Raw genomic sequence first — 2,523 nt, 5'->3', positions numbered from 1 at the left:
GACGTGATCGGCCTGGCTGTGCTCGAGGAGGCAGAGGGCTCCGTCGTGCTCGGGATCGATGGCCCGCTCGTCCGTCTCGAACAGACGGATGCCGGGGCCGATGACCCGCGCACCGCAGGCCTGTACCACTCCGCGATCCTGTTCGACGATGCCGCGAGCCTGGCGCAGACGCTGCTGAACATCGCCGAGAACGCACCCGAATCGTTCCAGGGCAGCGCCGACCACGCCGTGAGTCTCGCCTTCTATGCCGGCGACCCCGAGGGCAATGGCGTCGAGCTGTACATCGACCGCCCGCGCGACGAGTGGGTATGGGAAGACGGACAGGTCGTCATGGGCAGCGCGGCGCTCGACCCGAACCAGTTCATCCACGAGAACCTCGACGGCGACGCCTCCGGTGCCGCCTCGATGGGCCATGTGCATCTGCGCGTCGGTGACCTCGACAGCGCTCGCGCGTTCTACTCCGACGTGCTCGGATTTGACGTCACCGCCGAGTCGCCCGGGGCGCTGTTCTACTCAGCCGGCGGCTACCACCATCACCTCGCGACGAACACCTGGCAGAGCGAGGGTGCGGGTGCGCGCCCGGACAGCGCGGGGCTTCAAGGCATCACGGTCGCGGTGCCCGCAGCATCCGATCTGGATTCCCTCGTCACTCGGCTCACGGAATCGGGCACCGCCCACGAGGCACACGGAGACGTCGTCGTCACCGCCGACTCGTGGGGCAACACCGTGCGATTCGTGCTGGGCTGATTCCGCGTTGCTGCGCTACTTGAGGTTCATCGTGATCTCGGCGTCCTCACGCAACTCCGACGCCAGCGCCTGCTGAGCCTCGGTCTTCTTGGCGTTCAGCGCCTGCTCGACGAGCTGCGGCTTCACCTCTTCGAACGGCGGGGGCTCTTCGCCACCGGCCTGCTTCTGCTGCGCGGTCGCCTGCTCGTAGAGCGCGACGAGCTCCTCCTCGGTCGGCTGCGCGTCACCGAGCTCCTCAGTAAGGAGCTGGTCGATCCGCTCCTGCTTCTCGACCTCGGCGAACACTTCCTTCTCACCCATGCCCTGTTCCTTCAGAGCCGCGAGCAGGTCGTCCGTCGTCTCCATCTGGTTGGACGCGGCGAGCTCCTCCAGGGTGGCGTCGATCTCCTTCTGGCTGAATTCGATCTTGCGCTCGTCGGCTTCCTGCATGAAGAGTTCGATGTCGATCATCGACTCGGCCGTCTGCGTTCGCAGCTGATTCTGATCGAGCTCCTGGCCCGTCTGCTGGGACTGCGCCTGCATCTGCGTGTACTGCATCTCGTAGACCGTGACGAACTCGTCCTTAGTGATCTCTTCGCCGTTCACCTCTGCGACGACGTCAGGGATGCCTTCCAGGTCCGGCTTCTGAGATGCACCCTCCTGCTGGCTTCCCTCGCTGGGGGCTTCTTCACCGGCGCCGCTGCATCCGGCAAGTGCGAACAGCGTCACCGCTGCGCCCAGCCCTACCCATAGTTTGCGATTCACTCAAATGTCCTTTCGTCGGGAAGCGACGCTAACAGCGTGACCTGGACGGCGGGTCAATCGAGTTTGTGCGGGGGCTGAGTAGGCCTGCATTCCCGTCTGCGCAGCGGGTCGCGCAGGTGGAACGGAGGCGACGGTCAAAGCGGCCCTGCGGATCAGTGAGCGGCGCCGAGTTCGATCAGCAGAACGCCCGCGGCGATGAGCCCGATGCCCATAGCCATGACCTTGGTGAGCGGCTCTTTGAACAGCAGCTTGCTGAGGACGGCGGTCAATGCCACCCCGGATGCGGCCCAGATGCCGTAGGCGATTCCGAGCGGCATCCCCTCTGCGAGGGCCAGCGTGAGGCCCACGAACGCAACCCCGTAACCGCCGATCACCAGCAGAAGCCAGCGGCGCACATTCTTCGATTCGGACGTCGCCATGCGCAAAGAGAGCGTTCCACCGACCTCGGCGACGATCGCGATGACGAGAAGCAGGTACGCCATCAGGCGGCGCTCTCTTGCTTCTCGATGGCAGTCTGGTGGCCAAGTTCAACGCACAGCACTCCGCCTATGACGACGGCGATACCCAGGGTCATGAGTACGGTCAATGGTTCGCCGAAGATGACAGCAGACAGGGCCGCGGTCAGGGCGACCCCGCTCGCTCCCCAGATTCCGTATCCGACGCCGAGAAGCATACCTTCCTTCAGCGCGCCGGCGAGGAGCAGGAACGCTCCGACGTACCCGATCGCGACGACAGCAAAGAGCCACGGCGCGCTGAGAGCAGCCTTGAGAGACAGGGATGCTGTCACTTCAAGCGCGATCGCTCCCGCGAGGAACAACCACTTCTTCATTCTCATGCTCCTCGTCGATCTGTCGCCACACCAACGATCAACGGTGCGGTCGAGCAGAATGTTCCGCTCTTCGGCGCCGGGACGAGCGCACAGCACGCGTGCACGTGTCGGCAACCGCGTTTAGCCCGCGCCTGCCTAAATCGTGGGGCGGACAGTTTCGGCGCAGCAGATTCCGGCGGGGGTTGCGGCAGGTGCGCGACCGG

4 protein-coding genes are annotated in these 2,523 nt (G+C 65.0%); 1 reads left to right on the top strand and 3 read right to left on the bottom strand.

The window, feature by feature from the left end; all coding sequences use genetic code 11:
- Positions 1–747, top strand: a 747-nt coding sequence (locus ACTICP_RS16000) for a VOC family protein (protein WP_441894057.1), incomplete at its 5' end; no start/stop codon positions are given.
- Positions 748–762: 15 nt separating this feature from the next.
- Here ACTICP_RS16000 and ACTICP_RS15995 read toward each other — a convergent pair.
- The 3 genes from ACTICP_RS15995 to ACTICP_RS15985 all read right to left on the bottom strand — a co-directional run bounded on the left by ACTICP_RS15995 (position 763) and on the right by ACTICP_RS15985 (position 2,320).
- Positions 763–1,491 (bottom strand): SurA N-terminal domain-containing protein, encoded by a 729-nt coding sequence (locus ACTICP_RS15995; RefSeq protein WP_441894055.1) that lies wholly within the window; start codon positions 1,489–1,491, stop codon positions 763–765.
- Positions 1,492–1,643: 152 nt separating this feature from the next.
- Positions 1,644–1,973: a DMT family transporter gene (locus ACTICP_RS15990; RefSeq protein WP_441894053.1), complete on the bottom strand. Its 330-nt coding sequence runs from the start codon at positions 1,971–1,973 to the stop codon at positions 1,644–1,646.
- The gene (locus ACTICP_RS15985; protein WP_441894051.1) at positions 1,973–2,320 is read right to left on the bottom strand and encodes a DMT family transporter; all 348 of its coding nucleotides are present in this window, start codon (positions 2,318–2,320) and stop codon (positions 1,973–1,975) included. Before ACTICP_RS15985 ends, ACTICP_RS15990 begins: the two co-directional genes overlap by 1 nt.
- Between the last annotated feature and the right edge of the window lie 203 nt (positions 2,321–2,523).

The organism is Microbacterium sp. (assembly GCF_052102115.1).
Taxonomy (GTDB): domain Bacteria; phylum Actinomycetota; class Actinomycetes; order Actinomycetales; family Microbacteriaceae; genus Microbacterium.
Note: the sequence above shows the minus strand (reverse complement) of the source record. Positions and strands in the feature narration are given on the sequence as shown.